The 26,977-nt window shown below is 53.7% G+C and carries 22 protein-coding genes; 10 read left to right on the forward strand and 12 right to left on the reverse strand.

Annotated elements, in window-relative coordinates; translation table 11 throughout:
- Nucleotides 1-577: 577 nt before the first annotated feature.
- The 5 genes from B5D23_RS00005 to B5D23_RS00025 all read right to left on the reverse strand — a co-directional run bounded on the left by B5D23_RS00005 (nt 578) and on the right by B5D23_RS00025 (nt 4,407).
- Nucleotides 578-1,222 (reverse strand): HD-GYP domain-containing protein, encoded by a 645-nt coding sequence (locus B5D23_RS00005; protein ID WP_078683340.1) that lies wholly within the window; start codon nt 1,220-1,222, stop codon nt 578-580.
- An 82-nt stretch (nt 1,223-1,304) separates the two neighbouring features.
- A complete protein-coding gene (locus tag B5D23_RS00010) occupies nt 1,305-1,610 on the reverse strand; it encodes a hypothetical protein (protein WP_078683341.1) in 306 nt (101 codons plus the stop codon).
- Nucleotides 1,611-1,629: 19 nt separating this feature from the next.
- The gene (locus tag B5D23_RS00015) at nt 1,630-1,905 is read right to left on the reverse strand and encodes a DUF2325 domain-containing protein (protein ID WP_078683342.1); all 276 of its coding nucleotides are present in this window, start codon (nt 1,903-1,905) and stop codon (nt 1,630-1,632) included.
- A 69-nt stretch (nt 1,906-1,974) separates the two neighbouring features.
- Entirely contained in the window at nt 1,975-4,164 is a 2,190-nt protein-coding gene (gene feoB, locus B5D23_RS00020; RefSeq protein ID WP_078683343.1) for a ferrous iron transport protein B, read from the reverse strand.
- Entirely contained in the window at nt 4,165-4,407 is a 243-nt protein-coding gene (locus B5D23_RS00025; protein ID WP_078683344.1) for a FeoA family protein, read from the reverse strand.
- A gap of 36 nt (nt 4,408-4,443) precedes the next feature.
- On the opposite strand from B5D23_RS00025, the gene B5D23_RS00030 reads away from it, so the two are divergent.
- The 6 genes from B5D23_RS00030 to msrA all read left to right on the forward strand — a co-directional run bounded on the left by B5D23_RS00030 (nt 4,444) and on the right by msrA (nt 9,722).
- Nucleotides 4,444-4,782 (forward strand): hypothetical protein, encoded by a 339-nt coding sequence (locus tag B5D23_RS00030; RefSeq protein WP_078683345.1) that lies wholly within the window; start codon nt 4,444-4,446, stop codon nt 4,780-4,782.
- Between the two features lie 319 nt (nt 4,783-5,101).
- On the forward strand, nt 5,102-6,082 hold the full coding sequence (locus B5D23_RS00035) for a sulfite exporter TauE/SafE family protein (protein WP_078683346.1): 981 nt from the start codon (nt 5,102-5,104) through the stop codon (nt 6,080-6,082).
- Between the two features lie 45 nt (nt 6,083-6,127).
- Nucleotides 6,128-7,912: an FAD-binding protein gene (locus tag B5D23_RS00040; RefSeq protein WP_078683347.1), complete on the forward strand. Its 1,785-nt coding sequence runs from the start codon at nt 6,128-6,130 to the stop codon at nt 7,910-7,912.
- Nucleotides 7,913-7,931: 19 nt separating this feature from the next.
- On the forward strand, nt 7,932-8,258 hold the full coding sequence (locus tag B5D23_RS00045) for a 4Fe-4S binding protein (protein ID WP_078683348.1): 327 nt from the start codon (nt 7,932-7,934) through the stop codon (nt 8,256-8,258).
- An 86-nt stretch (nt 8,259-8,344) separates the two neighbouring features.
- Complete coding sequence (locus tag B5D23_RS00050) at nt 8,345-9,037, forward strand: Crp/Fnr family transcriptional regulator (RefSeq protein WP_078683349.1); 693 nt, start codon at nt 8,345-8,347, stop codon at nt 9,035-9,037.
- Between the two features lie 118 nt (nt 9,038-9,155).
- Nucleotides 9,156-9,722, forward strand: coding sequence for a peptide-methionine (S)-S-oxide reductase MsrA (msrA, locus tag B5D23_RS00055; protein WP_431830561.1), 567 nt, complete (start codon nt 9,156-9,158; stop codon nt 9,720-9,722).
- 56 nt (nt 9,723-9,778) lie between these two features.
- Here msrA and B5D23_RS00060 read toward each other — a convergent pair whose 3' ends face one another.
- The gene (locus tag B5D23_RS00060) at nt 9,779-10,216 is read right to left on the reverse strand and encodes a PACE efflux transporter (protein ID WP_078683351.1); all 438 of its coding nucleotides are present in this window, start codon (nt 10,214-10,216) and stop codon (nt 9,779-9,781) included.
- A gap of 109 nt (nt 10,217-10,325) precedes the next feature.
- Between B5D23_RS00060 and B5D23_RS00065 the strand changes: the two genes are divergently transcribed.
- Nucleotides 10,326-11,207 carry a LysR family transcriptional regulator gene (locus B5D23_RS00065; RefSeq protein ID WP_078683352.1) on the forward strand — a complete coding sequence of 294 codons (882 nt, stop codon included), beginning with the start codon at nt 10,326-10,328 and terminating at the stop codon, nt 11,205-11,207.
- A gap of 53 nt (nt 11,208-11,260) precedes the next feature.
- Here the strand turns inward: B5D23_RS00065 and B5D23_RS00070 are convergent, their stop codons facing one another.
- A complete protein-coding gene (locus B5D23_RS00070; protein WP_234985044.1) occupies nt 11,261-12,553 on the reverse strand; it encodes an OmpP1/FadL family transporter in 1,293 nt (430 codons plus the stop codon).
- Between the two features lie 218 nt (nt 12,554-12,771).
- Between B5D23_RS00070 and B5D23_RS00075 the strand changes: the two genes are divergently transcribed.
- The gene (locus B5D23_RS00075; protein ID WP_078683353.1) at nt 12,772-14,436 is read left to right on the forward strand and encodes a PAS domain S-box protein; all 1,665 of its coding nucleotides are present in this window, start codon (nt 12,772-12,774) and stop codon (nt 14,434-14,436) included.
- Between the two features lie 1,268 nt (nt 14,437-15,704).
- On the opposite strand, the gene rnr is transcribed toward B5D23_RS00075, so the two are convergent.
- The 5 genes from rnr to B5D23_RS00100 all read right to left on the reverse strand — a co-directional run bounded on the left by rnr (nt 15,705) and on the right by B5D23_RS00100 (nt 22,663).
- A complete protein-coding gene (gene rnr, locus B5D23_RS00080) occupies nt 15,705-17,903 on the reverse strand; it encodes a ribonuclease R (protein ID WP_234985045.1) in 2,199 nt (732 codons plus the stop codon).
- A gap of 584 nt (nt 17,904-18,487) precedes the next feature.
- A complete protein-coding gene (lpxK, locus tag B5D23_RS00085; RefSeq protein WP_078683355.1) occupies nt 18,488-19,585 on the reverse strand; it encodes a tetraacyldisaccharide 4'-kinase in 1,098 nt (365 codons plus the stop codon).
- A 40-nt stretch (nt 19,586-19,625) separates the two neighbouring features.
- Nucleotides 19,626-20,336, reverse strand: a complete 711-nt coding sequence (locus tag B5D23_RS00090) for a Bax inhibitor-1/YccA family protein (protein ID WP_078683356.1) — start codon at nt 20,334-20,336, stop codon at nt 19,626-19,628.
- Between the two features lie 133 nt (nt 20,337-20,469).
- Nucleotides 20,470-21,396, reverse strand: coding sequence for a calcium/sodium antiporter (locus tag B5D23_RS00095; RefSeq protein WP_078683874.1), 927 nt, complete (start codon nt 21,394-21,396; stop codon nt 20,470-20,472).
- A gap of 160 nt (nt 21,397-21,556) precedes the next feature.
- Nucleotides 21,557-22,663 (reverse strand): tRNA(5-methylaminomethyl-2-thiouridylate) methyltransferase, encoded by a 1,107-nt coding sequence (locus B5D23_RS00100; protein ID WP_234985046.1) that lies wholly within the window; start codon nt 22,661-22,663, stop codon nt 21,557-21,559.
- A 171-nt stretch (nt 22,664-22,834) separates the two neighbouring features.
- Here B5D23_RS00100 and recA point away from each other — a divergent pair, with 171 nt between their 5' ends.
- Nucleotides 22,835-23,911 carry a recombinase RecA gene (gene recA, locus B5D23_RS00105; protein ID WP_078683358.1) on the forward strand — a complete coding sequence of 359 codons (1,077 nt, stop codon included), beginning with the start codon at nt 22,835-22,837 and terminating at the stop codon, nt 23,909-23,911.
- Between the two features lie 113 nt (nt 23,912-24,024).
- Nucleotides 24,025-26,667 carry an alanine--tRNA ligase gene (alaS, locus tag B5D23_RS00110; RefSeq protein ID WP_078683359.1) on the forward strand — a complete coding sequence of 881 codons (2,643 nt, stop codon included), beginning with the start codon at nt 24,025-24,027 and terminating at the stop codon, nt 26,665-26,667.
- Nucleotides 26,668-26,977 lie beyond the last annotated feature (310 nt).

The following is a 26,977-nucleotide window of genomic DNA, read 5'->3' on the forward strand; positions in this document are numbered from 1 at the left end:
AAATTCAAACTTGTTGGGCATAACGTCGAGAGCTTCTTTCTCTTCTGCGAGTTCGCCACCTTTTTCTTTTTGAACGCGAGCGTTCAAAAAGAAAGGGTTGGAGCGCAAAGAAAAAGAACACACGGGACGCCCACTAGGCCAAAATTAAAGGGCCGGATGTAAGGGAAAGCCAACGGCTTTCACACATCCGGCCCTTTAATTTTGGGCGAAATCGGGATTCCCAAGGGCCTCGTCCTTGGGCGGGGTCAAGGGGCAGCGCCCCTTGCAGGGTTTGGGGCAGCGCCCCAATAAAACTGCGCCTGGGGCTGTGGCCCAATAAAACACCACCACCTGTGAGCTGTGTCGGCGGGGGTGAGAGGGGCTGCTGTTGCCCCTCTCATAACGCGGCTAAGGCTGCGCTATTCCCCGCGCTGTAGATGGGCATGCTCAGGAGCGCTGCTTCTGCGTTCTGAGCGTGAGGCTTCCTCTGCTGACGAGGCTGTCGCGGGCCTGTCGCCAAGGGAGAAAGCTCGAAGGAGAAAAGAGCTGGCGGAGCCTTTGGAATGAATGGTTGAACGGCAGCTGCTCATAATGCCTCCTAACAGTGAGAAAAGTTGTGTGAATGCGTTGCCTGAAGCCTGTGCCACTGCTGAATAAGTGCAGGGATACTCTTGAGGAAGGCCTGAACGACGTCTGGGTCGTAGAGGGTTCCGGAGAGTGATTTTATTTCTTCGACAGCGGTTTTAAAATCTTTGCCAGGGCTGTAGGGGCGATCCTGCATCATAGCTGAGAGGCTGTCTGCGACGGCGATGATGCGAGCACCAAAGGGGATGCGATCTTTTCGAAGTCCGTCGGGGTAGCCAGAGCCATCGTAGCGTTCGTGATGATGCAAAATAATTCCGGCGATTCCGTCAATTTCTGCAAGTTCTGCGATGGGGTGAACGATATTGTAGCCCATAACGGGATGCTGTCGGATGAGATGCCACTCCTCATTGGTGAGTGGTTCCTGTTTGTTCAGAATGGCATCGGGGATGCCTATTTTCCCTATGTCGTGAAGGTGCCCGGCAATGTGGATTGTTTCTGCGGCTTCGGTGGAGAAGCCGAGTTCGAGGGCAATGATCTGACTGACAACGGCAACATCTTCTGAATGAAATCGAGTTGAGTGGTCTTTTGCATCCATGGCGTTCCCGAGGGATTCTGCCAGCTGATGCGCAACCGGGGAAAGCGGCTTGGGACTGGGCATGTGTTTCTTCCAGCCTCGCGTGGGTGCAGGGTGAGGTGCAACGAGTGAGACACTGTTCATGCATGAGCCTTGAGGATGAGTTTTAGGCGGCCAGTCCGTGTAATGCCGTCTGAATTCGGCGATAAAAAGAGCTGTGTTCAAGCTGCGCATCGCTAACGGTCTCAAGGGCGCTGGAAAGGAGCCTGTGTGCTTCATCCCGACGTTCCGAGAGGGTCAAAACGAGAGCGAGGTTGTGCTTGATTTTGGCACCGGGGAGCGGTGAACGACATGCAGAAGAACGCATAAGGGCCTGTCGGAGCAAAAATTCTGCATTGGAAAGATTTCCGCCACTGGTGCAAATGTGCATGGCTTCCTTGTTTAGCTGTCCCATTTCCATGATTGGGTTCATATGTCCTCCTTGGGGGGGATTACGCGTTGGACAGGCAGCTCCGCAGGGTGGAGATGCCACAGGAGTGAGACATGTGGAGCTGAATGTCGTTGGCCTTGGCGTAGGAGACAACTTCCTTTTTTGCCTTGTGGGAGACCTGATTTGTGAAAAGCACGATCAGGTCGGCCTGTCCCATTTTGGGAGCGATGACATTTTCTTTGCCGGTAAAGACCTTGAGTCTGATTCCAAGACGCTTTGCGGTGTCAATGTAATCACGTTTCAGACGATCCATTCCGCCAACAACAACTGCGCACATAATAACCTCCTGATGGTGCGGACCCTGCACCGGGGGTGGGCTTGGTGCAGGGCCGCAATGCGTTAAGGCTTACAAAGAGCTTCCTACCTGATAGACGAGTGTCGCCAGGCTGAAAGCGAGGACGGTGTTAAAACCAACCGAGAATGCTGCCCATTTCCATCCAGCTTCTTTTGCTATGACGACGACCGTCACGAAGCATGGAGCATAGAGCAGGGTGAAGATAATGAGGCTGATGGCCGACCACACTGTGAATGCGGGGTCAGCAGCCAGTCGAGCCGAGAGGCTATCTGCTGCCTCAGGATCAACTTCGCCAAGGGAGAATGCTGTACCAAGGGTTGAAACAATGACTTCCTTTGCTGCGAAGCCACCAACAAGGGCGATGTTTGTTCTCCAGTCAAATCCTGCAAGGGAGGACAGAGACTCAAGAGCAGTACCGGCGCGCCCTGCTGCGGAGTTTTTCAATGTAGCTTCGGCTTCAAGGTTGTCGACCTGAGCAAGCTTGTCTTCGAGATTGGCAAGTGCTTCAGGGTTTGCATCTGCGGCTTTGACTTCGTCTATAGTCTGGGAAATCTGAACACGCTGCTGTTCAAACTGCTGGGCCTGATTTTCGGGAAGTCCCGGGAAGGTCATAGCGGCCCAGAGCAGGATGGAGATAGCCAGAATAACGGTACCGGCCTTCTTGATGTACTGCCAGCCGCGTTCCCAGGTGTGGATAAGCACGCCACGGAAAAGCGGGATGCGGTAGGGCGGAAGCTCCATGACAAAGGGGGTGGGTTCACCTTTGATGACCGTGGAACGAAGTACTCGTGCAACGATGAGAGCCATTGCCCAGCCGCCGAGAGTAATCAGCATCAGTACGTCTGCGCCATACTGCGGGAAGAATGCAGCAGCGAGCAGAACGAAAACAGGAACCTTTGCACCGCAGCTCAGGTACGGGGCAGTCAGGATGGTTGCGAGTTTCTCGCGAGGACTGCGAAGGGTACGTGCAGCCATGACGCCAGGAACTGCGCAACCACCTGGAATACCACCCGAGATAATGAAGGGCATGACAGAGCTGCCGTGCAGGCCAAACATCTTGAACACACGGTCGAGCATGTACGCCATACGGGCCATGTAGCCGAAGTCCTCAAGGAAGGAGAGGCAAAAGAACATGACGAGAATAAGCGGCACAAAACCGAGCACGCCGCCGACACCGTCAATAATGCCGGATGTAATGAGGGACCGGAGCAGGCCGTCTGGCATTGCTGCCGTGACAGATGCGTTCAGCCAGCCAAAGAATTCTTCGACCCATCCCATTGGAATTTCACCAACGGCAAAGGTGAGCTGGAACATGCCATAAATGACACCGAGCATAATGAGCGGACCAAGGAAGGTGTTGGTCAGCACTTTATCGAGGCGGTCAGAAAAATTGATGCGTTCCTGAGTGACGTCTTTTTTGACGACACCCTGACGCAGAATGGAGGAGATGAAGCCGTAACGATGGTCAGCAATCAGCGCTTCAGGCGAAGTGTCCAGAGTGGTCCGAACGTGCTTGGCGAGCTTGTGGGACGTTGCCTCAAGCTCCATAGACAGCGCATCGGCTTTGCGGCCGCGGGCCAAAACCTCTTCGTCACCCTCAATATATTTGAGCGCAATCCAGCGGGCAGGCAGGCGGTCAGTCATGAAGCGGGCAGCAAGAATTTTCTGCTCCATTTCATCGAGAGCCTTGTCAATGTCCTCGCCGTAAGAAATGCGGACGGGGTTCAGCTCAGAGCCTTTGTTCTGCTGGGCAAATTCAATGGCTTCCTTGAGCATTTCCTGTTTTCCTTCGCCTTCGCGGGCGACGGTTTCGATAACAGGAACATTGAGAAGGTCTGCAAGGCGGGCAGAGTCCAGCCTGATTTTGCGACGGCGGACTTCGTCCATCATGTTGAGAGCAACAACAACGGGCACGCCAAGCTCAAGGAACTGCACGGTGAGGTACAGGCTTCTCTCAAGGGTGTTGGCGTCCACAATGTCGATAACGGCGTGTGGTTTTTCGTCAACGACAAAGCTGCGGGCCGCCAGCTCTTCCTCGGAGTATGGAGTCAGAGAGTAGGTGCCGGGCAGGTCAACGATTTTGACGCTTTTGCCCTGTGAGTTCACGACACCTTCTTTTTTGGTGACGGTCACACCGGGGTAGTTGCCCACGTGCTGGCGGGCGCCAGTCAGGGCGTTGAACATTGTGGTTTTGCCAGAGTTCGGATTGCCAGCGAGAGCTATTGTAAATTCGGGCTGCATCTAGGCCTCCAGAATATCGACGGTAATATGGTCTGCTTCACGGTTGCGAAGCGTCAGAGTAAAGTCCATCAGCCGAAGAGCGACAGGGTCGTGCAAAGGTGCGCGGCCCACAACGGTGATTTCAGTGCCCGGAACAAGACCCATGTCACGGATGCGACGTCCTAATTCTCCATCGGCGTGAATGTTCTTGATGCGAGCTTTTGTGTTGACTGTCAGCTTGCGAAGTTGAGTCCCCTTAGCCATGAAAGCCTCCTCGGAATCGATAGAATGAATTTGTAATTGAAATTCATTCTCAATCATATTGTAAAAAGAAACGGACAAAGCGCCCATCTGCTTGTCCGTACGTGCATTTCACAAAGCGAAGAAAAGACGAGAGTCAGGGATGAAAAGCACGGCAACAAGGGAACGCTATTGAAAATGAATTTCAGTGTCAAGCTTGAAATAAAAAAAAGCTGTCTTCTGTTGGGGCGGCTTGCTGGATGTGGTGGCTTTTGTTTCTGCAAAAGCTGGGGAAAGCTTTGTGAAGAGTGGGTGTTGATGGTGAGAGCTTGGACGTCTTTTTTTGTGAAAAAAGAGAAGATGGAAAAGGAGCGTGGTGCAAGCTTGTGTTTTTCTTAAAGGATACCTTGGGTCTGCCTGAGAGGGTATGCTGAATGCTGTGGAGCCTGAACGCTTTGCCTTGGTGCTGTTTTGGGCAAAAAGGAGTCGCGACCCAGGAATGATGAGCTTTTTTTGAAAAAAGAACTGTGAGGCTAAGAGCCTGATTTTTAGCCTGTAAATGCCGAGATTTCAGGCTCGGAAAAATCTTTCTTTGGGGTTTTATCGTGCTCGCGATAGAAGCATTTTTCTTCTCTGGAGTAGGACTGCTCATGTGAGTTTCTGCACAAGCTGTGCGGCGAAGCTCAGATCACATTCTGTCTTTACTGAGGAGAAGAAGATGGCGAATGAGGAAAAAAAATCTGTCCTGAAAGAATTTCTGGGCGAAGCATCACTTGGCAATTACATTTTCTGGGCAATGACCCTGCTGCTTATTGCTGTTGCAGCCAAAGAATCTGTGCACCCTTCGTGGGTACTGCACTGGGACCACGGTGACTGGGGGGCAGTTGATGTCGCTCCGCTTATGGGCATCGGTGTTGGTCTGGTTGCTGGCTTTATGGGTGGTATGGTTGGTGCTTTTATTTCCATGTTCTCCGTCCCGCTTTACACAATGTGGCTTGGTCTTCCCCTGAAGGTCGCCCTTGGGACAAATTCTCTCGCCTCTGGAGTCATCGGTCTTTTGGCCGCATGGGTTCACTTTCGAAAAAAGACACCAGACATGAAGGTCGCGGCCTCCATGATGGTTTTTGGTCTGCTCGGCGCTGCAACTGGTGCCTACATCTCACTTGGTCTCCCGGCCAAGACGCTGAAACTCTACTTTTCCATTCTTGTTTTTGGTGCTGCCTGCTGGATGGCGTACCGCGCTTTTGTTCCACAGAAGGCCAAAACCGCTTCAGAGAAAGACCAGCGCACGGGCTTTTTGATTGCCCGTGGTGAATGGAAGGGTGAGCGTTACTGTACAAACGTGCTTGGACCTGGAATCGCCAACTTTTTTATTGCGATTCTCGCCGGACTTCTCGGTGTTGGCGGTGGCTTCATCTTTACGCCTGTTATGAACGCGTTTTTTGGCCTGCCGATGGTTGTCGCTGTGGGAACTGGCAACTTCGTCAAGGTCGCCAATGTTGGCTCGCAGTTCATTGTGCGTGGAGTCGCCGACACGGTTATTTATGCTCTGGCAGTTTTTGCCATGCTTGGCGGGTACTTTGGTGCTCGACTGGGTCGTCGGGTTGGACTGGTCGTTGACCAGAAATATCTGCGTATCGTTTTTGCGGTGGCCCTGTTCTTCATTGGCATGAAGTGGATCGGAATCAAACTTTTCTAAGAGGGGTGGGGCGCTTGCTCCACACTCTTTTACGGAGGAAAACATATGCCAAATATTCCTGGCGGGCCTACAGTTCGTGAGTTGCCCAAGTCTCTGGACGAGGTGAAGATTGAAGTTGTCGATACCGACATTCTGGTCATCGGCGCAGGTAACGCAGGGTGCTTTGTGGCTGTGGAAGCCAAAAAGCAGAACCCGGACGTGACCGTCACCTACATGGAAAAGGCCGAAATCATGCGCTCTGGTGCATGTTCTGCAGGCATGGATGCCATCAATACCTATATTCCGGACGACAAAACTCCAGAAGATCTGGTGCGCTGGTCTAGGGCACAGGTTGGTGGTGGGCCTCTTCGTGAAGACCTTGCGCTGTCCAACGCCGAAGAGCTGAACGAAGCTGTTGACGATCTAGAGCGCTGGGGGCTGCCCATCATCCGTGATGAAGACGGCAGCATCCACTACCGTGGCAAGTGGGATATTTCCATCCACGGTGAGCAGCTCAAGCCCATCATGGCCGAAAAAGCAATCGAGAACGGTGTGGTGTACAACCGTATCGCTGCAACTGGCCTGCTGATGGACGGTGAACGCTGCGCAGGCGCAATGGGACTCGGTGTCCGTGATGGCAAGTTTTATGTTTTTCGGGCCAAGGCAACCATCTGTGCAACAGGTGGAGCTGGCACCCTGTACAAGTCCTACACAATGGATGGCACCGATTCTGGAAGTCAGATATGGATGTGCCCTTACTGCGTTGGTTCCGGCTACGCTATGGGCTTCCGTCAGGGCGCCGAGCTGAGCAGCCTTGAGCAGCGCTGGGTTGCAACCAGAACCAAGGACTTCTGTGGTCCTGTTGATACGATTTCCGTTGGCTACAAGGCTCCCATCATCAACTGCAAGGACGAGAAGATCATGCAGGAGCGCTACGCTCATCTCGGTGGTGATGCTGCTCCCCGGTTCGTTCGTGCCAATGCGCCGATGTATGAGTGGCTGGAAGGCCGCGGCCCGACATACTGCGATACCCGCAACATGGAATCCGAGACCGTGAAGGCTATGTTCACGGATTATCTCAATGAGCGTCCATCCTTTGTCCTTTTCCTTGCCTCTCGCGGTCAGGATGTCACCAAGGACCCCATCGAAATCTTTGGTTCTGATCCCTACATCATGGGTGGTCACACCATGGGCGGATTTTGGGTTGAGATGGATCGTCAGACCACGCTTCCTGGCTTCTTTGCCGCAGGTGAGACGGCAGGCGGTCATCCCAATAAGTTTGTTGGTGGCTGTTGCGTTGAGGGCAAAATCGCTGCCCGTGGCGCCATGGAGTACATCGAAGAGAATGAGCTGAACGAGTTGCCGGAACTGGATATGGAGCAGGTGAGGGCTGAAATGAGCCGTGTCTATACTCCGCTGTTCAGGGGGGCAGATTTTGACGGCGTAAAGCAGCTTGAAATGCGTGAACGCCTTCAGCGTCTTATGGACGAGTATGCTGGCGGAACTTCCCAGTTTTATCGCACTAACGAAGAGCGTCTTGATTATGCTCTCAAGCACATCGCCATGCTTCAGGACCAGTTTAAGTTTCTGCACGCCGAGAGCCTGCACGATTTGATGCAGTGCCTTGAGACGATGGACCGCGTTGATGTTGCAGAAGCCGTGTGTCACCACCTCAAGGCTCGAAAAGAGACTCGCTGGGAAGGCTGGCAGACTCGTTCTGACTACCCGGAACGCGACGATGCAAACTTTGATTGCTTTGTTGAAACCCGTCGTGATCCCAAGACCGGAAAGGTTGATGCCTTTACCCGTGAGTACAAGCAGATCATCCCCGGTGATCGCTACACCTGCTAGAGCATAAGGAGGTCAGAATATGCCACCAAGAATAGATCTTTCAAAGTGTAATGGCTGCGAGGGCCGCTCTGAGTCTTTTTGCGAAGAAGCATGCCCCGGTAACCTGATGGCTGTGGATCCAAAAACCGGGCAGTCTTTCTGCCGCAGCACTCGTGACTGCTGGGACTGTATGTCCTGCGTCAAGGCGTGCCCCAGAAATGCCATCGAAACTCGAATTCCGTATCAGCTCGGCTATCACAAGGCCACGCTAAAACCCATTATGGGAAAGAATTCAATCACGTGGAAATGTACCGATATCCACGGCAAAGAAATGGTCTACAAGTACCGCAATCGCCTTGACCGGTAGCGTGCTTGACAAGCGCCCATGACTCGGCACAGTGAAGGGAGGCTCCAGTCTGGAGTCTCCCTTTTTTGACGTTTGCGGGAGGCGTAATGAAACATTTGTGGCACCTGGAAGGTGAGGACTTTTTTCGCCCCCTTGCTCCTGAGTTGAAGGTGGCATTTGAAGAGGTCTCGACCTCGCATCAGTACAAGAAAAATGACACGATTTTTTTTGAAGGTGATGCGGGAAATTCCTGCTTTTATGTTGAGAAGGGGCTACTGCGTATTTTTAAGGTGTCCCAGAGCGGAAAAGAACCAAGTTATTTTATTCGGCGCACTGGGGAACTTTTTGGCGTTGCCGAGGTTTTGGAAAGTCTTCCCAGAAAGGCCAATGCGCAGGCCTTGACTCCGCTGATACTTCGCGAAATTTCTCGCTCTGCCCTAGAAAAGCTTCTTGAAGAATATCCGCAGTTCTCGCGACGGGTCATTACGGAACTTGGGAAGCGTATCCGGTACCTCGGAGATCAGGTGGAAAGCCTGATGACCTGTGACGTGACCGTGCGCATGGCGCGGCTTCTCTTTTATCTTGCTCAGGATGAGATTGCGGATGAATCCGATCTTGATCGGAAAATTACCATTCCTATTTCTTTGACCCAGCATCAGCTCGCAGCCATGACAGGCTCCTGCCAGCAGACCGTGAGTGACGTGCTTGGTCGTTTTCAAAAGCAGGGCCTGCTTCGGCTTTCCCGAAAGCGTATTGAGCTTTTGGATCTTCGGGCACTTTCAACGCTGTCTGAATCTTAGGCGTGGCTCAGCCTCTGCCCCTGTGCTAGAATTTTGCAAATTCTGGATGAGGGAGGCGAGTATGCTTTTTCGACGTATTTTTTATTTGGGCCTTGGGGTGATGCTGTTTTCTGGCAGCATGTGTTTTGCGGCCGAGGCTGGACTGGCAGATACAGGCAAACCCGCGACAGCGATTTTTGCGGGAGGCTGTTTCTGGTGCATGGAGAAGCCTTTTGATTCTGAGGAAGGCGTGCTGTCGACGACGGTCGGCTACACTGGTGGCACATCTGGCAACCCGACGTATGAGCAGGTTTCTGGTGGCGGGACTGGGCATGTGGAAGCCATTCTTGTCCGGTATGACACAATAAAGGTGAGCTACGAACGGTTGCTTGAAATCTACTGGCGCAATGTCGACCCGCTGGATGGACAAGGGCAGTTTTGTGATCGGGGAAACCAGTATCGCCCTGTGATTTTTGTGGCGGACAAGGTGCAGGAAGAGGCTGCAAAGAAATCAAAGGCTGACCTTGCCTTGTCTGGTTTGCTGATCGACAAGATTCGGGTGGAAATTCTTCCTGCGGAAAAATTTTGGCCAGCAGAAGAGTCTCATCAGGATTATTACCGGAAGAATCCTATCAGGTATGGCTTTTACCGAAAGTCATGCGGGAGGGACAAGCGGCTGAAACAGGTCTGGAAAGATGCAAAATAAGTGAAGCCCCGTGCTCATGTGAGGACGGGGCTTTTTTTTGTGGAGACGTCTACTCGTTACACTGCCGTGGCTTCGGCCTCGACAGGGCAGGGGAAGACAACGTCGTAGACCCAGTTAAACACAAAGGCGTAGCCCATATAGAATGTGGACATGCCGATGTTTGTGACAAGAGCCTTGCTCAGGGCGATGTCCAGCCACCATGCAACGCCGGGAAGGGTCAGAAGCATGAAGGTGACTTCAAACATCAGTGCGTGGAATGCGCGCATCCACACGGGACGCTCATTCACGGGGCGCTTGAGCATGACCAGTGCGTGGTCAAAGAGCCAGTTGTAGGCATAGTTCCAAAACATGGCGCTAAGGCTCAGGGAAATGCTCAGGACGCCTGTGTGGCTAATGGGCTTATTCAAAATCCAGGCGAGTATTGGGGCGGAAATCATCAACCCACAAATCTCAAAAAGGATGGCATGACGAATGCGGTCGTTTGTCGTTCTCATTGTAAACCTCGTAAAAAATCAGTGAACGTGTGCTCTATTATCGCGTTTACAGGTATTATCCAGTCAGGTACTATCTGCTTATCAGATAGATAAAGAGAGGAGCACCGGTGTGGATTTGCATTTAGATCAGCTACGAGCGTTTGTAACCGCCTCAGAACAAGGCTCTTTTTCTGCTGCTGCACGAAAGCTGGGGCGCGCTCAGTCCGCAGTGAGCACAGCAATACAGAATTTGGAAATTGATCTTGGTATTGATCTTTTTGATCGAAGTGGAAAATTTCCGCATCTGACAGAGGCTGGCGAAGCACTCCTGCAGGATGCCCGACAGATTTTGGAGCGGGGACAAGACATGCAGGAGCGAGCACACTCTCTTGCCTCCGGCTTTGAAAGCCGGGTCACCATTGCGACGGACGAAATGGCGCCGCCAAGGATGCTGGAGCGGGTTTTGCGTTCGTTTAGCACTGCGTTTCCCCGGGTTGAGCTGGAGTGCCTTTTTGCGGCGTTTAGTGATGTTGGGGAGTTGGTGAGTTCTGGGCGCGCGCAGATGGGGCTGGTGACGCCTCTTCGGTCTGGTGCTCCGCAGGGCGTGAATTTTCGGCTTATGCTCAACATTGAATTTGCTGTTGTAGCTGCGCCTGAGCATCCTCTTGCGCGTCAGGGCATGGTGTCTTTGGAAAACCTTTCTGAATACCGGGAAATCATTCCGACCAATCGTGGCGGCGAGCGCATGGAAGAGACCTCAATTATTGGGCGATCCATTTGGCTTGCCGAGAATTATTTTATTGTGCGGAGTATGGTGGAGTCTGGTGTGGGCTGGGCATTTTTGCCGCAGCAGCTTGCGCAGGAATCTTTGCAGGCAGGGCGGATTGTGGAACTTCCGCTGAGCTTTAAGGGAGCGCAGGTGACGACGCCACTGTATCTTTTGTGGCCGCGAGGCCGTCGGCTTGGGCCTGCGGCATCATGGCTTCTCTCTGAGCTGGAAAAAAGCATGTAAAAAAAGGCCGTCCCCAAAAGGAACGGCCTGTATTTTATCTGAAGGAGAATGTCTTAGAAGCTGTAGCTTACAGACATACCGATGAGGTGAGAGTGTCCACCCTCAAGGCGGGACTCCGGAACACCATCATGCGGGCGGGCTTCGATGTCACGACCCTTCATCCACAGGTAGCTGTAGGACAGGTCAACGGTCCACTGGTCAAAGCGCATGCCGACACCGGTGTTGACCATCTGGCGGTCATTGCCCGGGACAGCGTAATCTGCGTATTCGTCCTGAATGGGGGATTCGTCAAAGACGTAACCTGCACGCAGGTCCATCCAGTCGTAGAGGCGGTATTCTGCACCAACCTGATAGCGCCATGTGTCGTGCCAGTTTTTGTCGGACACGATGTCAGAGGGCATGCTGTCGATCTCAAAAGTGAGGTCGGTGTAGCTGCTCCAGTCGGTGTGAATGGCGTCAACTTCGATGCTCAGGCGTTCGGTGGGTTTCACCATGACGCCGAAGGACGTGGAAGCCGGGATTGGGGCTGTACCCTGTGCGTTGGAGCGTTTGCCAAACATGGCATTCAGGGTGGGGTCGGCGAGGTACGCTTTGCCGCCGGGGTTGGCGTCGAAGTGAGCCTTGCCTTCAACAGTCATATCAATCTGGCTGTGGTATGTGGCACCAAATGCCAGCCAGTCAAAAGGCTTGTAGTGCAGACCAACGTTCCAGCCCGGTGCCCATCCCTGTGCACGAAGCTTGGTTTTGATGTCGTAGGTGTTGTCGTCGTAGTCATAGTCAGAGCCACTCAGAGTGCGAGGATCCGTTGCGTTATCAAAGGCAAATTCCATGATCATTGCCTCGAAACCAACAGCGAAAGACAGGTTGTCCGTCACTTTGAATGCGAGGTTGGGGTTCACGGAAACGGCCTTGATGCCTGCATAAGAGCAGTTGTAGCGACCTGCCCAGCTTTCATCGTCCGTGTATTCTGTTCCCAGACCGACACGGGAGAACACGCCCAGACCGAACCATGCGCGGTCACTCATCTGGTGTGTGTAGTATGCGTGAGGAATGGTCCAGGCGGTGTTGGAACCTTTGCCGTCAGAACCGGAGTCACCCACCTTGATGGTCGCATTGGGGGCAATGATGGTCATGCCGCCCATGACATTGATACCCTCAAGCTGGGTGATGCCTGCCGGATTGTAGGCAACGGCGCTTGGGTCGTCTGCGCGGGCAATCAGTGTGCCGCCCAAAGCATTTCCTCGTGCGCTCCATTCATAAATTCCGTAGCCAGCTGCAAAAGCCTGTGATGCAAAAATGCCCAGCATACAGACTGTCGCAAGCAAAATTCTCATTGTGGTCTTCACTGCAACCCCTCCAAAAATCTCTCATTCATTCTATTTTTCAGACACGTAAATCCGAAACTGGGAACATATATGAATTCTATTGCTTTGCAATGGAACTGGCACAAAAAGTTCATTCATATTTTATGAAGGTAGAGAGGGGCGTTTCACTTTTGATGAACTTTTGGGTATATTGCTTAAGATATGAGGCCGTAAAAAGCGCGTTTTGAGTGAGGTATACAATGCAGGATCAACTTGAATTTTACAGCAAAGGTCTTGAAGATTTTCAGGATTGTGGCGTTGTGTTTCGGCGGGACGGGACACTGCTTTTTGCCAATGAGGCGTATTTGAAAAAGCGGGGCATGAGCAAGGAAGATGCTCTTGGCCGGAATATTTTTGATCTCATTGACCCGATGGAAGAAGAAACGCTTCGGGGGGCTGTGCTTCAGGCTGTGGACAGCACGCACATGTGTGAAATCGTCTTGCGCATGCGAACTCTTGATGGCTCTGGAGTGAGGCAGTTTCGCTGGCAGGGAATGGAAATCCTGACTCCGGAAGGACAGGAGAATCTCATCGTTGCGCAGGGGCGCCCCCTGCATCCACTTGGTGAGGATGATGACAGCGTTATGGGCTTCACCATTAGCACCAACGGAAACATTCTGGACGTCAGTGAGGACATTTGCACCATGTGTGGCTACACCCGCGAAGAAGTCCTGAACGTCAACACCTCACAGCTCTACTACACCCCGGAGGAGCGGCGGACCATTCGTAATCTGCTTCGGCGCGGTGGCATTGAGCGAGGGCAGGTGACCTTGCGCTGCAAGGACGGCTCCCCCATGAATTTTTTGTTCACTGTGCAGCCCGTTCGCGATGCCAAGGGGCATATTCGTTCATTTTCTGGCTATTTTATTCCCAGCGGTTTCCCGCACGCTGCGCGTCTCGTCAAAGACTTCACTCCCGTTGTCAATGCTCTCCCAGATATTGCCTGGGCGCAGGGGCGAGACCATCGCCTCGTGGCTGTGAATGATGCCTACTGTGATGCCTTTGGACTTTCTCGTGACAAGGTCCTTGGGCATTTGGAAGCAGATTTTTTGCCGCCGGAGCAGGCTCAGCTTTTGGTTCAGGCCGCTATCAACGTGTTTCAGGAGCGCCGGGAAATTATCACCCCTATGGCCCCGCACTTTAATGGTCAGGAGCGCTGGTACAGGATTGTTCGGCGTCCGGTTTTTGATGACGCCAATCGGGAAGTCATTGGTTTGGTGGGGATTTGTCGCGATATTACATCTGCCGTGAAACAGGAAACCGAGTACATGCGGAGTCTTGGCGAGGAGAGTTTTGACGCGCTCATCGTTATTGACGGTGAAGGTCGCATTATTCGGCGAGCAAGCAAGGTGCTCGACCCGCCTGTGCTTGGCGACGAGGCCGGAGTGGGGCGGGTTGCTGGTGATCTCACGCAGATTGTGGACATCCTGCATTCAGACGACCTTGAGCTTGCGCAGGAAGCTATGCGAAAAGTCATGACCCGCAAGAAGCCTCTCAGCTTTGAGTGTCGTGTGCGCAACAGGAGCCGACGCTACACGCGTGTTTTCATTCGCGCGCATTACAACGACCGCTTTTTTGACGAACCGCGCATGTATGTCAATGTTCGCGATCTCTCTCATGCTGAGTCGCTCAGGTCTGCCGAGAGTGTTCTCTCCCGGCTTCGCGAGGCGACATCCAGCGAGACATGGAAGGAGCTTGCTGCATTTTTGAACGTGTCTTCTGCATCCGTTTCCAATGCCCGCAAGAACAACCGGATTCCACCGGATTGGCTTATTACGGTTGGTGCACGCACGGATACGTCCATAGACTGGCTTTTGACTGGGCTTGGTCCGCAGCATCGAAAGCATGTCGTTATGGAAGAATAGTTCCTTCTATACAGAAAATACGAGGCGTACACGCACACTTCACGGCAGGTAGGGATGCCGTGTCGTGTCGTGGTGTGTTAATGAATAGAATATGGAGGTTTTCCTTCAACTGATGAGGGGTCTATGAAGGAGGATTTTCCGCACGCGCCGTGTGGTTTGTAGGAGGACGGTGCACGGCGCGTGCGGGAAATTGGGTGAAGCCGGAATGTGGGACGGCTTCGTAGTAGGATACGGTGTTTGGCAGTTTTCGAATCGTCAACGGTCTTCGTTTGCAGATTCTCTATCGTAGCAGGCGGTGGGAGCTACCTGCATCAGTCCAAGGCGTTTGTGACGGAACGGACCTCGGAACTGTTACGATATGGGGGCGTTGGATTTCTCCGTTGCCCTTGAGAATGATTTGTAATTATTTTCACAATACATGGCAACCCTTTTGTGAAATATTTTGCAAATAATTTTAAACCCCGTGAAATCAAGCAATTAGCGGGGTTGTTCTAAAAAAGTCGTTTGAATGACAAAAGATTGATAGCAAAAAGTTAATCAAAATCAAGTAGTTAAATATAGTAAAGGTCTTGAATTTTTGGCTCTCGGGCTGCGTTTTTGCGCTATCTCTATGCGACAAAATTCACAAATAGCCGCGCGGCAGCGTCTTTTTATGAATGGTCCTACCAATAAAGGCTTTTGGCGGTATGCAAGGGCTGGATTGGTGGGAGGGGAAAAGATTGGGGGCCTGCCCCAGCCTGTGAAGGCTGGATGGGTGGGAGGGGGAAGTTGGGGGCCTGCCCCCAAACCCCCGCGTAAGGGAATGATTCCCTTACGTATCCTCATCGAGTTTGAATTCCATCCACGCTTCGCGTGAATGGAATTCAAACTTGTTGGGGCTAGCGTCGAGAGCCTCTTTCTCTTTCCCGTGCGTTGCCACCATTTTCTTGCTGAACGCTTGCGTTCAAAAAAGAAGGGGGTGAGGCGCAAAGAAAAAGAACACGCGCCCAGTTAATTAGGCCGAAAAAAAGGGGCCGGATGAAGGGGAAAGCCAAAGGCTTTCACTCATCCGGCCCCTTTAATTTCGGGCGAAATCGGGATTCCCAAGGGCCTCGTCCTTGGGCGGGGTCAAGGGGCGGCGCCCCTTGCAGAGGTGCGGGGATAGAGTCCCCGCCCACCCTAGCGCCCTTGCAGGGTTTGGGGCAGCGCCCCAATAAAAAAAACACCCACCCGCCCTGCGCCTCTTGCAGAGCACGAGACGGAGTCTCGTACCCCACCCACCCACTTAACTAATGGCGCTTCTTTGGGTGAAAGCGGTGCTTCTGGCGCTGGCGAGCTTCTTCGCCATGGGTGCTGGGCTGAATCTGCCGGCGGAGGTTGCGCTTGAAGGCGGCCTTCTTGCCCTGAATAAGTTCAAGGGTAATTTCGAGACGAGAGAGATTCACATCGCTGAGATAGACGCGAACGGGCTGGCCGATGAAGAAACGCTTCTTTGTGCGCTCGCCCCAAATCTCCTGCCGTTCTGGAATGAAGGCATAATAGTCATCAGAGAGAGAGGAGAGGCGGACACTTCCTTCGGCCATAATCTCGTTGAGTTCGACCCAAAAACCGTAGTCGGCGACGCCGTTGATGATACCGGTGAAGTCCTCTCCAACCTTGTCCTGCAAAAAGAGAATAGTGACACGCTTCAGTATCTCACGCTCAGCACGCATGGCGACACGCTCGCGCCCACTGATTTGGTCTGCGATTTCCTGAAGAGCGTCGCCCTGCGGCACACAATGGGGACCCTTGCCAGTCGCGGCCTTGAGCGCGCGATGCACAATGAGGTCGGCATAGCGGCGAATGGGCGAAGTGAAATGACAATAGCTCTCAGAGGCGAGGCCAAAGTGGCCGTCGTTCATGGGGCTGTAGGATGCCTGCATCATGGAGCGAAGAAGGAGACGGCCGACAATGAAGTCCATGCCTAACTCCGTGGCGGCGTGCAAAAGCTCTGGAATGATGGAAGGTCCAGCGCCGTCTGGAATGAGCTGCCCAAGCTCGGTGTGCCGAAGCATTTTAAAGGCGTTGCGGAGCTTGTCGGCATCGGGTGAGGGGTGAATACGATAGAGCGCAGGCTCGCCGCGATCCTCTAAAAAGCGCGCAACGGCTTCGTTGGCGGCAATCATAAATTCTTCAATGAGCTGATGTGCAAAGTTCCGCTTACGGGGCTGAATGTCATCAGGCACGCCGTTGTCGTCAAAGGAAATCAGCGGCTCTGGAATTTCGAAATCCAGAGTGCCTCTGTCCTTGCGCAGGGCGTTGAGCTGGCGGGCAAGCTTCTCTGCGGATTCGAGCATGGGGAGAACCTCGGCCAGCTCGGTGCGGGTGGCGTCGTCATTCAGCTCAAGGGCACTGTGAACCTGATCGTAGGTCAGGCGCGCGTGGCTGCAAATGACGGCAGGGTAGAACTGCTCCTCTGTGATTTTGCCCTTGGGTGAGACAAACATCTCGGCAACCATGGCAAGGCGGTTCACATTGGGGTTCAGGCTGCACAGGCCATTGGACAGCTCAACCGGGAACATGGGTTCCACGGATGTCGGAAAATAATAGGAGTTGCCGCGTTCAAGGGCTTCCTGATCCAGCGCACTTCCGGGCTGCACGTAGTGACTGACGTCTGCAATGGCGACAAAGAGCCTGTGGCCATTGTTTTCTGGGCGAACATAGATCGCATCGTCAAAGTCGCGGGCACTTGCTCCGTCAATGGTCACGAACTGGGTTTCGCGCATGTCGCGACGGCCTTCAAATTCAGCCTCAGACGGTTCGTCAGGCAGCGCCTGTGCCTCTTCTACTGTGGCAGACGGGAAGTCCTGAGGGATGCCGTGAAGCATCTTTACCATGCCTTCCTGCACGGCAACGGATGTTTCTGCACCAAGGAAGACCGTAGCGTCAGCAGCCCAAAGCTTGGCGTCCAGCTTTTCGCCGGGCTTGGCAAAGATGATGTCGCCAACCTGTGGCTCATCTTCAAGCTCCTGCGTGTCCACCATGAAGTTGATTTGCATGGTGGTGTCTGTGGGGTGCGAAACAAACATGTCTGGGCCAAGGCGCTTGATAAGGCGGACGGGCATTTCGCGGTTTTTGCGGTCCAGAATCCGAACAATACGGCCCTCTGGATTCTTGCCCTTTCGGGTCGGAATCAGCGCGGCTACGACCCGGTCGCCGTTCCATGCATCACCAAAGTTATTTGGGCTGATGAAGACGTCCTTGCGGCGCTTGTCCTCTGGCAGCAGGAAGCCTACGCCAGAGCGCTGGATTTCCAGTGTGCCAGTAATCAGCGACATGTTTTGCGTCAGGCCGTAGGTGCCACCCTTTGTGCGGATGAGCTTTCCCTTCTCTTCAAGGGATTTCAAAATTTCTTTCAGCGCTCGCTTCGCCTCCTTTTTCACCTTGAGCGCAGCAAGTATCTCGTTGCGGCGAAGCGGGTGGTGGGCGTCTTTCAGCGCTTGAAGCACGGTCTCTTGCGTTACTCGCGGACCTGCATTTTTGCGTTGTGGCTTTCTTCTGTGTTTAGGCGCCATGTTTTTCTTTTTCCTTATATAAATTTTGTAGAATGTGCGTGTTGGAGAGCTGTGTGGGGGGGCGTGCTCGTTAGTGCTGGATGGGCGGGCGGGGGAATGGAATTGGGGGCCAGCCCCCAAACCCCCGCGTAAGGGAATGATTCCCTTACGTATCCTCATCGAGTTTGAAAGCCGTTCAAGCTTCGCTTGGACGGTTTTCAAACTTGGGTGAGAAGGCGTAAAGAGCTTCTTTCTCTTTCCCGTGCGTTGCCACCATTTTTTTTGAACGCGAGCGTTCAAAAAGAAAGGGTTGAGGCGGAAAGAAAAAGAACGCACTGGGTGCCCACTAGCTGGAATATGGGGTTGATGGAGAGGAGAGCGTAGCTCTCATCCCACTCAACCCCATATTCCAGCGAAAGCGGGATTCCCAAGGGCCTCGTCCTTGGGCGGGGTCAAGGGGCGGCGCCCCTTGCAGGGTTTGGGGCAGCGCCCCAATAAAAAACAACACCCCCCCACAATCAGCCTCTGCTGAATATATTCTATCGTTCTTGAGGGTGGATGTCGTCTTCTTTTCCGACGAGGGAGTTCCAGGACTGCTTCCACCATTCGGGGAAGTCGAGTTCGGTAAAGGTGGACTCAGAGAAGTCGAGGGTGTGCTCAAAGGTCCAAAGGTTCTGCGTTTCGAGGCGGGCGAGTTTTACGGCGTCCTTGGCGGTGCAGAGGATGTGCTCAACGCCGCGGCGTTCTGCCTGCCGGTGGATGCTGTCCCAGTCAGCCTGAGAGTAGTCGTGATGGTCCTCAAAACGGAGGTGCAGGGCGGGGCGCTGACCGAGCAGCTGCTCTGCGGTGTCGATGACCTGATACGGTTCGCCGACGCCAGTGACGAGGATGTAGGGCTTTCCGCCGAAGTCGCGGCCAAAGTCGGCGCGGTCGACGCGTTTGACGCCGAGGGGGCGGAAAGAGAACTGAAAAACGGGCTTTTTGTACTTGGCGAGCCGGGCCTGAATGAGTGGCCCAAGGGCGCGATACTCGTCACGGGTGCATTTTATGAGGAATGCAGAGCTGCGGGTGAGGGCAGACTTGTCTTCGCGCCATGAGCCGGAGGGAATGCAAATATTCCATTCGTCAGTGAAGTCCTTGGGGCGCAGGAGAACAAGGTCGAGATCGCGCTGAATGCCGAGATGCTGAAAGCCGTCATCAAGAAGGAAAAGGTGCGGGCGATAGTTCTGCCAGGTCCACTGGGCAGCACGGGCACGCTTGGGGTCGACGACAATGAGGCTGTCGGGGCAGGCTCGCTGGAGGAGAAGGGGTTCGTCACCTGCTTCCTGCGGGGTGCTGTCGGCTTCGACAAGAAAATGTGGTGTTGGAGGCTTGGCGCCATAGCCGCGAGTGAGCACGGCGGCGGCGAGGCCGTTGTGCGCAGCCCAGCGAAGCAGCCATTCGGTGAGCGGAGTCTTGCCACTTCCGCCCCAGCTAATGTTGCCGATACTGACGCACGGGCACTGCGGGCGATACGATTCAAGTTTTCCTTTTTCGTACCAGCGACGGCGAAGCCGCATGACCCCGGCATAGATTTTGGCGGGGAGAAAAAGAAGGGGGGACAGTGAGCGCTGAATCTGGAGGAGTATCTTCTGCATAAAATAAAAAAGGGGGCGGACAAGCCGCCCCCAGATGAGCTTAGTCTCTGCTGCTGCCAAAGAGGCGGAGCAACATCAGGAAAAGGTTGATGAAATCGAGATAGAGAGTCAGGGCGCCAAGAATGGTGCCACGGCGCAGGGCGTTTTCGTCACCCATCGGGGCGCTTTCACCCATGTAGCGCAGGCGCTGGGTATCGTAGGCTGTCAGACCAGTGAAGATGATGACGCCAAGGATGGAAATACCCCATGCCAGAGCGGAACTCGCCATAAAAATGTTCGCAATGGAGGCAATGATGATGCCGATGAGACCCATGAATAAGAAGCTGCCCATAGAGGTCAGATCTTTTTTGGTCGTCATGCCGTAGACACTCATTGCACCAAACATTCCAGCACAAATGACAAAGGTCATAAAGATGCTTTCCTGCGTGTACGCAAGCAGTATGCTGGAAAGTGAAAGACCCATAAGTCCGCTATACACAAGGAACATCGCCGTTGCGGTTGTTCCACTCATGCGGCTGATTCCAGCGGACAGGGCAATAACGAGAATAAAGGGCGCAAAAATGACTGCGTAGCCCATAAGGGAACTTCCGAACAGGAAGTTCAGCATAGCGGGGCTGCTTGCAGTAAAGAACGCAGATGCTGCGGTGACCAAAAGGCCTGCAGTCATCCAGTTGTAGACGCCACGCATGAAAGCATTAACGCTTTCGACGGAACGCGACGAAGTGCGTCCAATGGTCTCAAACCTGTTCATTCCATATCCTCCTTGGGGGACTTTACTTACAGGGATCGAATTTTAAAGGTAATACCGATTCTTTGAGCTGGCAAGGGATTCCGGTTTGTACCACCTGCCCCTTGCAGACCATCGGCATAACAGAGAGAAATCTTTACAGGAAGGATGGAATCCAGCGTGCAAAACCAAGCACGAGCAAAAGAGCGCCTTCTTTGCGGCTGATTTTCCAACCTGTTCGCATACATAAAAGAATAATGGCCATTGAGCCAATAAGCATGGTCATGCTGGGCATGGCTGTCTGTGAAATTTCAATGGGATGCAGGACGCCTGTCACGCCAAGCACGCCGCAGAAATTGAAGAGATCGGAGCCAATGAGGTTGCCGAGCAACATGTCATTTTTGCCTTTGATGGAGGCAGAAAGACAGGTCACCAGTTCGGGCAGGCTGGTGCCTGCGGCAACAATGGTGACACCAATGGCCCATGTAGAGACGCCAAGATGCAGGGCAAGGGTTGATGCGCCGTCAACCAGCAGGGTGCCGCCAAGGGAGACACCGGCAAAGCCCGCAGCGAGCTTGGGGTAGTCAATCCATGTTGCGGAGCGTTCATTGCAGTTGGCCTGCTCGTCGCAGTGCGTCTTGGGGCGACGGAAGATCAGGACCAGAATGTAGGTCAGCAAAATGCCGATGAGAATCAGCCCTTCGATGCGGCCGATTTCTCCGATAAAGGCAAAGCCCGTGGTCAGGGCCATGACGGCAAAAAGGAGAAGACCATCGCGCAGGACCACGGTCCGGGAGGCAACGATGGGGCGCAGAATGGCCATGAGGCCAAGGATGACGCCAAGGTTAAAAATGTTTGAGCCCACAACGTTGGACAGGGCCATGTCCGAAAGACCCTTGAACGCGGCTGTTGCAGTGACGATGAACTCGGGGGCAGAGGTGCCGATGGCCACAATGGTGAGGCCAATGACGAGTTCGGGTACGCGGAAGCGCCGGGCAATGGCTGCCGCAGAATCGACAATCCAGTCAGCGCTAAACCAGAGCAGAAATGCTCCAAGCGCGATGTACAAAATTTGAGTGAGCATTGGGGAAATGTATACCCTGAAAAAGTGAAAATCTAGTGTCGTGCTTTGCACAAGATGGCCAAAAGCCCCGCCAGCACGAGCCTGAACGCCTTTTGCCACAATATAAAAAAGGCTCCGGAATGTCTTCCAGAGCCTTTCGTATCATTTTTATGCGGACTGCCTATCTGGTGTGATGGTGGTCCATGCCGTTTCGGACGTATTTGACGTCTTTCCAGACATTCTCGTGGAAGCCAGTGCTGTTTTCTTTGGACGGGAGCACGGAAAGTTCCCGCTCCTCGTCACCCTGTCGCAAGATGACAGGAGTCTCTGTGCCTGCGCGGCGGGCGCGCGGGGAGAAGTACGCTGTCATGGCAGCGGCATCACGCAGGGCTTCTTCGCTCCATTCACCAGCAAAGGGACGACCAAGGACCAGCGGTCCGGGGTAGTCTTTGAGCTGAAACACGTAATCCGTCGGGCGGATGTTGCGTTCAATCATTTCGTTGCTGATTTTGTCGCGACCAATGGACAGCCAGTGTGTGCCTGCCCAGTACTGACGGCCAACGTTCGCCAGGTAAAAGTCCTGGTCAGTGGCGTCAGGGTAGTGCTCAAAAATGGGCGCATAGCGGCATGCAGACGGGGACTCCGTCAGGCGGCAGCCACCTGCGGGAGTTGGAATGTCTTCTTCGCGAACACCAAGTTCACGAACAAGCGCCATCTGGTCCTTGCGGCCACGGCCATAGAATCCGTAGAGCTGCTCGCGGTCAACAAGCCCGGATTCCTCCATAGGAGTCGGAGGAAGGTGCTTTGCAGACAGCGGGCGCAGCAGGAAGCCTTCGGTTTCGGAATCATTACGGATACTGTTCAAGGCATCGGGACGCTGGGACATGGGGCGCTGCCCCACAACTTCGCCAGTGGCGATGAAAGAAGCTCCGTACTTTTTCAGCAGCTTTTTTGCGGTCGACAGCATCAGAATCTTGCAGTCCACGCAGGGGTTAAAAAGCTTGCCAAAGCCATACTTGGGGCCTTTGCGCATCATATCAACGTATGCATTGCCGACGTCGATAATGTCGATGTCCAGCCCATATGTTTTTTCCCATCCTTTCACATGGCCGGGGTGCCCAAAAAAGGGCGTTACAAAATGAAGACACTTGACCCGCAGGCCCTGCTTCATAAGTACCTTCGCCGTGAGAAGGGAGTCCAGACCTGCGGAGAACAGGACCAGAGCATCATATGTGGTGTTTTCTTTCATAGGTGAAGAGGCTATAGTCATGGATTTAGAGAGAGGCAAGTCCAGAATTCTCGTGAACAGACTGTTTTTAGCGGATTTTGGAGCAAAATTATCAGCTTGCAGCCATGAAAAAATTCAGGCTTCCCACGCTGTCGCGGAGTTGCCCGTGTCGGGGTGTTCTGCTATGTCTCTGAGGCTTCCGTTAAGACAAATTTTTATGGAGAACAGCATATGGCTAAACGTCGCGGTGCGCAGATGAATCCTGAGGAAATGCGCAAAGAGGCCCTGAATACCGCTCTTTCAACTATCGAGAGAAAATACGGTCAGGGATCTGTTATGCGCCTTTCGGATGATGCTCACGTGGATATTCCGACCATCTCCACAGGCTCCATTGGCCTCGATATGGCTCTGGGCATTGGTGGCATTCCAAAAGGCCGTGTGACAGAAATTTATGGACCGGAGTCTTCTGGTAAGACGACCCTGTCTTTGCACATCATTGCAGAATGCCAGAAAAATGGCGGTGTTGCTGCGTTTATTGATGCGGAGCACGCTCTTGATGTGAACTATGCCCGCCGTCTTGGAGTCAAGACTGACGAGCTGATTATTTCTCAGCCCGACTACGGCGAGCAGGCTCTCGACATTGCCGACATGCTGGTCCGCTCTAACTCTGTGGACATCATTGTTATTGACTCTGTTGCGGCCCTGATTCCGCAGGCCGAGCTTGATGGCGACATGGGTGAGACCCAGGTTGGCGGTCAGGCCCGACTGATGTCGCACGCTCTGCGTAAGTTGACGGGTACCATCCACAAGTCACACGCTGCTGTTCTCTTTATCAACCAGATTCGTATGAAAATCGGCATGACGGGTTATGGTAGCCCCGAGACCACTACCGGTGGTAATGCCCTGAAATTCTACTCTTCCGTGCGTATGGATATTCGTCGTATCCAGACCCTGAAAGACAAGGAAGAGGCCTTTGGTATCAAGGCTCGAGTCAAAGTTGTGAAAAACAAGGTCGCTCCGCCATTCCGTGAAGCCATTTTTGACATCATTTATGGCACGGGTATTTCCCGCGTTGGCGAAATGATTGATATGGGCGTTGACGCCGGAATCGTCGAAAAGAGCGGCTCGTGGTACGCCTTTGGTTCCGAGCGGCTCGGTCAGGGCAAAGAGAATGTTCGCGCAATGCTCCAGGAAAACGACGAGATTCGCGAAGAAATCGAAAATTCCCTGCTCATTCACCTTGGGCTACGGGAAGAGGGCGCCGGCCCCGTGGGTGCTCCCGCTGAGGAAGCCACGGAAGAAGCCTAGGGTCGACGACAACACATGGAAAAGGAACGCCCGGACTTTCCGGGCGTTTGTTTGTCAAAAAGACAAGAGCAGGCGCCCCAATGGGGATGCACGTGTTTACAGGAGAATGAGAAGTGCTGACTGCCAGTGATATCCGTAAAAAATTTCTTGAATACTTTGAGCGTAACGGCCACAAGCCCGTTGCCTCTTCTTCCCTTATCCCCAAGGATGACCCGAGCCTGCTGTTTGTTAACGCAGGCATGGTACAGTTCAAAAAGATTTATCAGGGACTGGAGACTCGCGACTACAAGCGTGCAACAACCTCCCAGAAATGCCTGCGCGTTGGCGGCAAGCACAACGATCTCGAAAACGTTGGCCGTACTGCCCGCCATCACACCTTTTTTGAGATGCTCGGCAACTTCTCTTTTGGTGACTACTTTAAGGAAGACGCCATGCGCTTTGCATGGGGCTTTATCACCGAAGAACTGAAACTGCCGAAAGACCGTCTCTACATTACTATTTACAAAGACGACGACGAAGCCGCTGAGCTGTGGAAGAAAATCGCGGACATCCCGGACGACCATCTGTACCGCCTTGGCGAGAAGGATAACTTCTGGTCCATGGGCGACACGGGTCCCTGCGGTCCCTGCTCCGAGATTCACATCGATCAGGGCGAGCATCTGTCCTGCGGTCCGAACTGCGGCATTGGCAAGTGTGACTGCGACCGGTTCCTCGAAATCTGGAACCTCGTGTTCATGCAGTACAACCAGCATGAGGACGGCACCCGCACGCCGCTTCCGCGTCCCAGCATTGACACCGGCATGGGCCTTGAGCGTATCGCCGCTGTCTGTCAGGGCGTCTTCTCCAACTTTGACACTGACCTGTTCCAGTCCATCATTGGGTACATCAGTGAGCTGACTGGTGTTGGATACCGCACTGATGGCGAGGACGAAGACACCGCACTTCGCGTTATTGCTGACCACAGCCGCGCCATTGCCTTTATGATTGCTGACGGCATTCTGCCCTCCAACGAGGGTCGTGGCTACGTGCTGCGTCGCCTTATCCGCCGCGCTCTGCGGTTCGGTAAGCTCATCGGCATGAACGAGCCTTTCCTCTATAAGGTGGCTCTCAAGGTCGTTGAAGAGATGGGTGGTCATTATCCCGAGCTGGTACAGAATCAGGACTTCATGACTCGTGTTGTTCATGAGGAAGAAGAGCGCTTTGCCCAGACTCTGGACAAGGGACTGGCCATGCTCGAAGACGAGCTGAATGCGCTGCGCGAAGCAGGCAAAAAGACTGTCTCCGGTGAGATTGCCTTTAAGCTGTACGACACCTACGGCTTCCCTCTGGACATCGTGAACGACGTCGCCGAGAAGCAGGGCTTTGAGGTGGATGAACCCGGATTCCACGAGTTCATGAAAGAGCAGAAAGCTCGTGCAAAGGCTGCCTGGAAGGGTGGAAAGGAACAGAGCCTTGCTGCTCGCTTCCGCACTTTGCTCGAAGAAGGCCTTCGCTCCGAGTTCGTCGGTTATGACTCTCTCGCTGCTGACTCCCGTATCGTTTCTCTCATGGGTGAAGACGCTGAGCCTGTTGAGAAGCTTTCCAAGGGCGAAAAAGGCTTTATCGTGAGCACCCGCACTCCCTTCTATGGTGAGTCCGGTGGTCAGTGTGGTGACACTGGCCTTATCTCTGCTCCCGAAGGTCGCGCGGTGGTCAACAACACCATCAAGCCTGCTGCAAACCTGACTGTGCATGATGTGACTGTTGACGACGGTACCATTTATGCCGACCAGGAAGTCGTTCTGGACGTTAACGAGGAGCAGCGTCTTGCTGCGGCCCGTAACCACACAGTGACTCACCTTTTGCAGGCCGCTCTCCAGAGTGTTTTGGGCGATCACGTCAAGCAGGCTGGTTCTCACGTTGAGACCGATCGCCTTCGCTTTGACTTCACGCACATTTCTGCAATGACTCCCGAGGAGCTTCGCGAAGTTGAAATCCTCGTGAATAAGGCCATCATGGCCGATCTTCCGGTCAACGTGAGCGAAATGTGTTACGACGACGCCGTCGCAAAGGGCGCAATGGCTCTCTTTGGCGAGAAGTATGGCGATGATGTCCGCGTTGTCGAAGTCCCCAACACCTCTATCGAGCTGTGTGGCGGTACTCATCTTTCCCGCACCGGTCAGGCTGGCATGTTTACCATTCTTTCCGAGTCCGGCATTGCCGCTGGCCAGCGCCGCATTGAGGCTGCAACTGGCTGGGGCGCTCTCGAAGTTGCTCGTCAGCAGCGCGCCGTTACCGAGGATGCTGCAAAGCTTCTCAAGGGCAAGCCCGAGGAAGTTGTTGAGCGCATCCGCGGTCTCCAGAAGGATGTCAAAACTCTTCGCAAGGACATTGAAAAGATTTCCGCTCAGGCTGCTTCCAGCAAGGGCGGCGATTTGATGGACGCTCTCGAAGAGATTGGTGGCGTGAAAGTTCTTGCTGCCAAGGTTGCCGCTGCGAACATGGGCGCTCTGCGTACCCTCATGGACGACGTTCGTTCCAAGGTTAGCTCTGGCGTCGCCGCTCTCGTTTGCGAGAATGACGGCAAGGTCAGCATGGCAATTTATGTCTCCAAGGACCTCCACGGTCGTTTCACTGCTCCCGCCCTCATCAAGGAAGTTGCTTCCGAGGTTGGCGGCTCCGGTGGCGGTCGTCCAGATATGGCTCAGGCTGGTGGCAATCGCCCCGAAGGCATTGACGCAGCCCTCACCAAACTGAAAGAAATCGTCGGAGCATAGTTCCTCGACTCTTTTGCACATCAAAGGCCGTTACCCGTTCTTGGGTGGCGGCCTTTTCTTCTTTCATTTAGGATAAATTCGTGGAGTGGGGTTACGAGATCCTGTCTCGCGCTCTGCAAGAGTGTGAGGGGGGGAGGTGTTGTTTTATTGGGGCGCTGCCCCAAACCCTGCAAGGGGCGCTGCCCCTTGACCCCGCCCAAGGACGAGGCCCTTGGGAATCCCGATTTCGCTGGGCTATGGGGCTGAGTGGGATGAGAGCTATGCTCTCCTCTCCATCAGCCCCATATTCCAGCTAGTGGCGTTTCCCGAA

Source organism: Desulfobaculum bizertense DSM 18034 (assembly GCF_900167065.1).
Lineage (GTDB): Bacteria > Desulfobacterota > Desulfovibrionia > Desulfovibrionales > Desulfovibrionaceae > Desulfobaculum > Desulfobaculum bizertense.